This is a genomic window from Martelella sp. UBA3392 (assembly GCF_002358775.1).
In the GTDB taxonomy this organism is placed as follows: domain Bacteria; phylum Pseudomonadota; class Alphaproteobacteria; order Rhizobiales; family Rhizobiaceae; genus Martelella; species Martelella mediterranea.
Map to the genome: position 1 here is coordinate 1 of NZ_DEPM01000270.1, position 6,422 is coordinate 6,422.

The 6,422-nt window shown below is 63.0% G+C and carries 8 protein-coding genes; 5 read left to right on the forward strand and 3 right to left on the reverse strand.

The window, feature by feature from the left end; all coding sequences use genetic code 11:
* The 3 genes from B4E36_RS20840 to B4E36_RS20850 form a co-directional block, all read right to left on the reverse strand.
* Positions 1 to 539: rhodanese-related sulfurtransferase (locus B4E36_RS20840; protein WP_414673799.1), on the reverse strand; the 539-nt coding region annotated here is incomplete at its 3' end.
* 79 nt (positions 540 to 618) lie between these two features.
* Entirely contained in the window at positions 619 to 1,527 is a 909-nt protein-coding gene (locus tag B4E36_RS20845) for a CHAD domain-containing protein (protein WP_292053534.1), read from the reverse strand.
* A 1-nt stretch (position 1,528) separates the two neighbouring features.
* A complete protein-coding gene (locus tag B4E36_RS20850) occupies positions 1,529 to 2,005 on the reverse strand; it encodes a CYTH domain-containing protein (RefSeq protein ID WP_292053536.1) in 477 nt (158 codons plus the stop codon).
* Between the two features lie 184 nt (positions 2,006 to 2,189).
* Between B4E36_RS20850 and B4E36_RS20855 the strand changes: the two genes are divergently transcribed.
* From B4E36_RS20855 to dnaK, 5 genes are all read left to right on the forward strand, one after another.
* Positions 2,190 to 2,831 (forward strand): 2-dehydro-3-deoxy-phosphogluconate aldolase, encoded by a 642-nt coding sequence (locus tag B4E36_RS20855; RefSeq protein WP_018067491.1) that lies wholly within the window; start codon positions 2,190 to 2,192, stop codon positions 2,829 to 2,831.
* Between the two features lie 72 nt (positions 2,832 to 2,903).
* Positions 2,904 to 3,596 (forward strand): GNAT family N-acetyltransferase, encoded by a 693-nt coding sequence (locus B4E36_RS20860; protein WP_292053539.1) that lies wholly within the window; start codon positions 2,904 to 2,906, stop codon positions 3,594 to 3,596.
* Positions 3,589 to 3,804: a hypothetical protein gene (locus tag B4E36_RS20865; RefSeq protein WP_292053541.1), complete on the forward strand. Its 216-nt coding sequence runs from the start codon at positions 3,589 to 3,591 to the stop codon at positions 3,802 to 3,804. Before B4E36_RS20860 ends, B4E36_RS20865 begins: the two co-directional genes overlap by 8 nt.
* A gap of 20 nt (positions 3,805 to 3,824) precedes the next feature.
* Entirely contained in the window at positions 3,825 to 4,937 is a 1,113-nt protein-coding gene (locus tag B4E36_RS20870; RefSeq protein ID WP_292053543.1) for an NAD(P)-dependent oxidoreductase, read from the forward strand.
* A 246-nt stretch (positions 4,938 to 5,183) separates the two neighbouring features.
* Positions 5,184 to 6,422: molecular chaperone DnaK (gene dnaK, locus B4E36_RS20875; RefSeq protein WP_345900778.1), on the forward strand; the 1,239-nt coding region annotated here is incomplete at its 3' end.

Here is a 6,422-nt window from a genome sequence, read left to right on the forward strand (position 1 = left end):
ATGCCGCCGGTGCAGTACATCGCGATCTTCGGCTTGTTGTGCAGGCCCTGGTTTTCGGCCACCCAGCGGGGAAATTCGCGGAAGGTCTTGGTCTTGGGGTCGACTGCACCGCGGAAGATGCCGATGGCGGTCTCGTAATCATTGCGGGTGTCGATCACGATCGTGTCGGGATCGGAAATCAGGTCGTTCCAGTCCTTCGCCTCGACATAGGTGCCGACCGACTTCAGGGGATCGATGGTGTCGACGCCCATGGTGACGATTTCCTTCTTCAGCCGCACCTTCATGCGGTTGAAGGGCATTTTCGAGGCCTGGCTTTCCTTGTGCTCCATGCCGGCAAGCTCTGGCCGGGCGCGGATGAAGGCGAGCACATTGCCAATGCCCTCATGGGAGCCTGCAATCGTGCCGTTGATGCCTTCATGGGCGAGAAGCAGCGTGCCCTTGACGCCGTTCTCGTCGGCGACGGCCTGCAGCGGCGCGCGGAACGAGGCATAATCGGCGAAGCGGGCAAAATGATAAAGAGCTGCGACCAGATAGGACATGGCCTGTCTCCGCGTTACGTTTTCAATCGGCAAGGGCGTGTTTGCGGCCAATACACCCATTGAACCGGCTTTGCAATTGTCAGCCTTCGCCGCGCGCGACGCGTTCGCGCCACAGCGTCTTGACGATATCGCTCTCGACCTCCTCGCCGAACACCCTGCGGGCATCCCTCACCGCCTTGGTGCGCAGCCGCGCCCTTTGCGCGATCGCTTCCTCGCGGCAAATCCGGTGGGTCTTGTCAGAAAGCGCAGGCGCGTCGGGACCGTCAAGCAGCGCGATCATCACGCTGAGGTCATGCTCGTGGCCGATGAGATCGGCAAGCGCCTTGGCGTCGGCGCGCTTGGCCTTCAGCGCCGTCGGCCAGATATCGGCGACAAGCGCGCAAAACATCCAGTAGGTCTGCGCCTCCTTGCGCAGTTCGTGGAAATGCTCATCCGTCGCCTCGGCGCGAACCGCCATAACCGCGACATGGGCGGAGGCAAGCTGCTTGCGCCAAGCCTTCGCGATCGCCTTTTCCGGCGACTTCCCGTCGAAATCCTGCTCCTCGACCGCCGAAATCGCCTCCCGGCAGATGCCGATCGCCGCCTTTGCCTTTTTCTGCAGCGCGTCCTCGGGAACCGCCCTGGCGTCGCGGCGGACGATCAGCGCCGCCTCCAGCCGGGCGAGCGCCATGTCGACATGTCCCTCGGCCGCGTTCAGCCGGAGATAGCGGACGCACTCGATCAGCGCGGCCGCGTCCCGGTCGGCCGACAGGGAATTCGCCAGATCGCGGATGCGGGCATTTTCGGCTTTCGCGAACTCCTTCGCGGCGGGACGGACCAGACGGTAGAGGCCGCGCACCCGCTTGAACTTCTTGCGGGCGTCATGAACCGCCTCATGGATGCCGTTCGGCTGCTTCTTCAGCGCGCGGATCGCGTCCTCGAGCTGGGAGACGGCGACTTTCCGGACGGCGGCGTCGAAGGGGCGATCGGGATCGAGCGAGAATGCCATGTCAGTCTGCCTCCTCAGGGTGCCGGCCGGTTTCCGACAGCGTCTGGTTCAGATAGCGCGGATCACCGGTAACCTCGCGGCCGAGCCAATCGTGAAGCCGCGGCGTGGCGGCCTCGTCGGGCAGTTCCACCTCCGCCACCACCAGGCCCGCGAGATCGCCATGATAGACGTCGATTTCCCAGACATATGGGGCGTCCGAAAGGCGGTAGCGGGTCTTGTCGATAACGGAACCCACAGCGTGACCCACAAGTTCCAGCGCATCCGCAAGCGGAATGTCATATTCATATTCATCGCGGCTCAGTGCGGCGCCGCCGAACTTCATCGTCAGCCGCGCACGACCGCCGTCAAAGATGCGCACCCGCAAAGAACGCTGCGGTCCGCTCATCAGATAGGCCTGGGTCAGGCGGACGCCTTTCTCCGCGCCATCCTTCCAGCCGTCGCCATCGACCAGAAACTTGCGCTCGATTTCCTTGGCCATGATCGTTCTCCCGGACGCTGTCAGCCCTGCCTCTGGCGTTCACGCCGCCGTGATGAAATTCCCTTATGAAGATCACTGCGGCCGCAGGCAATGGGCCGCGAAGAATAACCCGGTTCCGGGGCTCGACTTGCCGGCTTTGCCGGGGTATCCCATGGACAATATCAACCACGAAAGCGGTGCGAGAATGGAAGCGAAAACTGAAACCCTCCTCAAGGCGCTGACCGCGCAACCCGTCATTCCGGTGATGATCGTGGAATCCGTCGAACACGCCGTGCCTCTGGCGCGCGCGCTGGTGGAAGGCGGGCTCAAGACGCTGGAAATCACGCTGCGCACCGATGCCGCGCTCGACGCCATCAAGGCGATGACCGACGAGATCGAAGGGGCGGTGATCGGCGCCGGCACCATCCTTTCGGCGCGCGATTATGCCGCAGCCGAAAAGGCGGGCGCTGAGTTCATCGTCTCGCCCGGCATCAATGGCGATATTCTCGATGCGGCGGACGACAGCGACGTGCCGCTGCTGCCGGGTACGGCGACGGCCAGCGAAGTGCTGTCGCTGCGCGAGGAAGGCTACCGGGTGATGAAGTTCTTCCCCGCCGAACAGGCCGGCGGCGCGCCCTATCTGAAGGCGCTCTCCTCGCCGATCCCCGATGTCATGTTCTGCCCGACCGGCGGCATTTCGCTTGCCAATGCCCCCGATTACCTGAAGCTTCCCAACGTCATCTGCGTCGGCGGCTCGTGGGTAGCCCCGAAGGACATGGTCGTCCGCGGCGACTGGGACGGCATCCGCAAGCTCGCCGAAGAGGCCTGCGCGACGCTGAAGGCCTAGGCCGGCGCTGGTTCGACGTTTTTGACGACCCCGGCCTTTCGTCGGGGTCTTTCCGATTGCAAAGGTATTGCGATGCAGGATCTGACGAGGTTTTCGCCGCGCGCGCGTCCGCAGCCGGTTGTCGCCGAAGGCGCGAGCGTGATTGTCGAGCCTTATGACGGAGAGCGCCACGCCGTTGAACTCTGGGAAGGGCTCGGCGGAACGGCGGACGCGATCAACGATCTTCTCAAATATTTCCCGAACGGGCAGTTTGCGGAGCCTTCCGATTTCCGTACCTGGCTCGACACCGAAAACGCCTCGGGCAGCTATGTCACCCGCGTCTTCCGCGCGAAGGAAACCGGCAGGCTGGTCGGCATGGCGAGCTATATGCGGCTCGACGAGAAGAACGGCGTGATCGAGGTCGGCGCGGTGGCGCATGGGCCGGCGATGCAGCGCTCGACCATGGCGACCGAGGTCCACTACCTGATGGCGCGCCATATCTTCGACGATCTCGGCTATCGCCGCTATGAATGGAAGCTCAACAACGAAAACGAAAAGAGCCATACCAGCGCGCGGAGGCTCGGCTTTACCTATGAGGGCGTGTTCCGCAACCACATGGTCGCCAAGGGCCGAAACCGCGATACCGCATGGTATGCGATGATCGACAGCGAATGGCCGGCGCGCAAGGCGGCTTTCGAAGCGTTTCTGGCGCCGGAAAATTTCACCGCCGATGGCAGGCAGATCCGCACTCTTGCCGAAATCAGGGAGGCTGGCGCGCATGGCTGATCAACCCGGCAGCAACCGCTCGGCAATCATCGCCGCCGCGCTGATCTTCCTCGGCATGCTGATCGGCGGCTATTTCCTGCCCGACGCGGTCAATTACCTCGCGCAATACTCGGTCTGGCTCGCGGTGGCCGTCGGGATCGCCTTCGTCCTGGCGGTTTTTCTGGTATTCTGGCTGCGCGGCCGCTATCAGAAGCGCCACGGACGATAGCGCTGAAAGAAACGAACTGAATGACAGAAATCACGCCGACATGGGCAAAGGCCCATATGCCGCGCACCGCACGCGCCGTGGAAAACCTCCCCGACATGACCGGCATCCGGCTCGCGATGAGCATGCATCTCGACATGAAGATGCTGCCGCTGGTGGAAGGGCTGGCGGACCGCGGGGCGGCGCTGTTCGTGACCACTTGCAACCCCGCCACCGTGCGCAACGAGGTCGTCGACGCGATGCGCGCCGCCGGCGCGCGGGTCGATGCCTACAGGAACATGCCGGCGGAGGACTGGCGCGCGGCGATCCGCGCCGGGCTCGACTGGGGCCCGACCCATCTCAGCGAAATGGGCGCGGATTTCACCCATATGCTGCTGTCGGAAGGGATGGCAATGCCGCCGATCAAGGCCGGGCTGGAGGCCACGGGTTCCGGCATCAACCGGCTTCAGGGCGCGCTGCCGCCATGGCCGATCTTCAACTGGGACGACCTGCCAGTGAAGGAAGGGCTGCACAACCGCCATATGGTGGGGCTCACCACCTGGAACGCCTTCTTCACCCGCACGCTGTTGAGCCTGCATGAAAAGACCGTGCTGGTGGTCGGCTACGGCTCCGTCGGCCAGGGACTTGCAGCAAGCGCGCGCGCCTTCGGCGGACAGGTGATGGTTGCCGAGATCGACCCGGCGCGGCTGCTGCAGGCGCGTTATGACGGCTTTATCGCCGGATCGGTCGAGGCGCTTGCGCCGCTTGCCGATGTGATCGTCACCGGAACCGGCGGCCATCATGTCGTGCCGTTTTCCGCGATCCAGCGCCTGAAGGACGGCTGCTTCCTGCTGAATGCCGGCCATCGCATCGACGAGATCGAACTGGCGCCGCTCGCAGATCTGCCGAAAACCAAGGCGCTGCCCTCCGTCACGACCTATCGCCTCGCCTCGGAAAACTGCATCCATCTGTTCGTTGACGGCGCGATGGCCAACCTCGTTGGCGGCGAAGGCGACAGCCTCAACGCCTTCGACATGACGCTCGCGGTGATGGCCGAAGGCATCGGCCATATCGTCGGCGACGGGGCTCTCGCGGCAAGCGAGGTGCACCTGCTGCCGCGCCATGTCTGGGAACGCGCCTGCCCGGCTGCCGCATGAGCGTCACGGAATCGATATTTCCGGCCCGTGCGCACCGGCTGGGCGATCCGCGCACACGCGTAAAATTTGGTCATAAATGGCGTTCTAAGCCGCCCGAAGCGCCTTGCAGAGCGTTTTGGCGCTTATTATATACCGATCACAACGGCGTTATCGCCGCCTTGGAAATCAAATCAAGACCATGCTCAAGGGGCCATCAAGGAATGCCTGAAGGGTTCGGATGGCCTGCTTAAAAGGAGAGAAATAAAAATGGCTAAAGTAATTGGTATCGACCTGGGAACCACCAACTCCTGCATCGCCATCATGGATGGCAAGGATGCGAAGGTGATCGAAAACGCCGAAGGCGCGCGCACCACGCCGTCGATGGTGGCCTTTTCCGAAGATGGCGAGCGCCTTGTCGGCCAGCCCGCCAAGCGTCAGGCGGTCACCAATCCCACCAACACGCTGTTCGCGGTGAAGCGCCTGATCGGCCGCCGCTACGAAGATCCGACCGTGACCAAGGACAAGGGCCTCGTTCCCTTCGAAATCGTCAAGGGCGACAATGGCGATGCGTGGGTGAAAGCCAACGGCAAGTCCTATTCTCCCTCGCAGGTCTCGGCCATGGTCCTTCAGAAGATGAAGGAAACCGCTGAAGCCTATCTCGGCGAAAAGGTCGAGCAGGCCGTCATCACGGTTCCGGCCTACTTCAACGACGCCCAGCGTCAGGCCACCAAGGACGCCGGCAAGATCGCCGGCCTTGAAGTGCTGCGCATTATCAACGAGCCGACGGCTGCAGCACTTGCCTACGGTCTCGACAAGAACGAAGGCAAGACCATCGCCGTCTACGACCTTGGCGGCGGTACCTTCGACGTATCGATCCTGGAAATCGGCGACGGCGTCTTCGAAGTGAAGTCGACCAATGGCGACACCTTCCTCGGCGGTGAAGACTTCGACATGCGTCTCGTCGAATATCTCGCCGACGAGTTCAAGAAGGAAAACGGCATCGACCTGAAGAGCGACAAGCTTGCCCTGCAGCGCCTGAAGGAAGCCGCTGAAAAGGCCAAGATCGAGCTGTCGTCCTCGTCGCAGACCGAAATCAACCTGCCGTTCATCACGGCCGACGCGACCGGTCCGAAGCACCTGACGCTGAAGCTGACCCGCGCCAAGTTCGAAAGCCTTGTCGACGATCTGGTCAAGCGCACGGTCGGCCCCTGCAAGGCCGCGCTCAAGGATGCCGGCGTTTCGGCGAGCGAGATCGACGAAGTCGTTCTCGTCGGCGGCATGAGCCGCATGCCGAAGGTGCAGGAAACCGTCAAGCAGCTGTTCGGCAAGGACCCGCACAAGGGCGTGAACCCGGATGAAGTCGTGGCGCTCGGCGCTGCGATCCAGGGCGGTGTTCTGCAGGGCGACGTCAAGGACGTTCTGCTGCTCGACGTCACTCCGCTGTCGCTCGGCATCGAAACGCTCGGCGGCGTGTTCACCCGTCTGATCGACCGCAACACCACGATC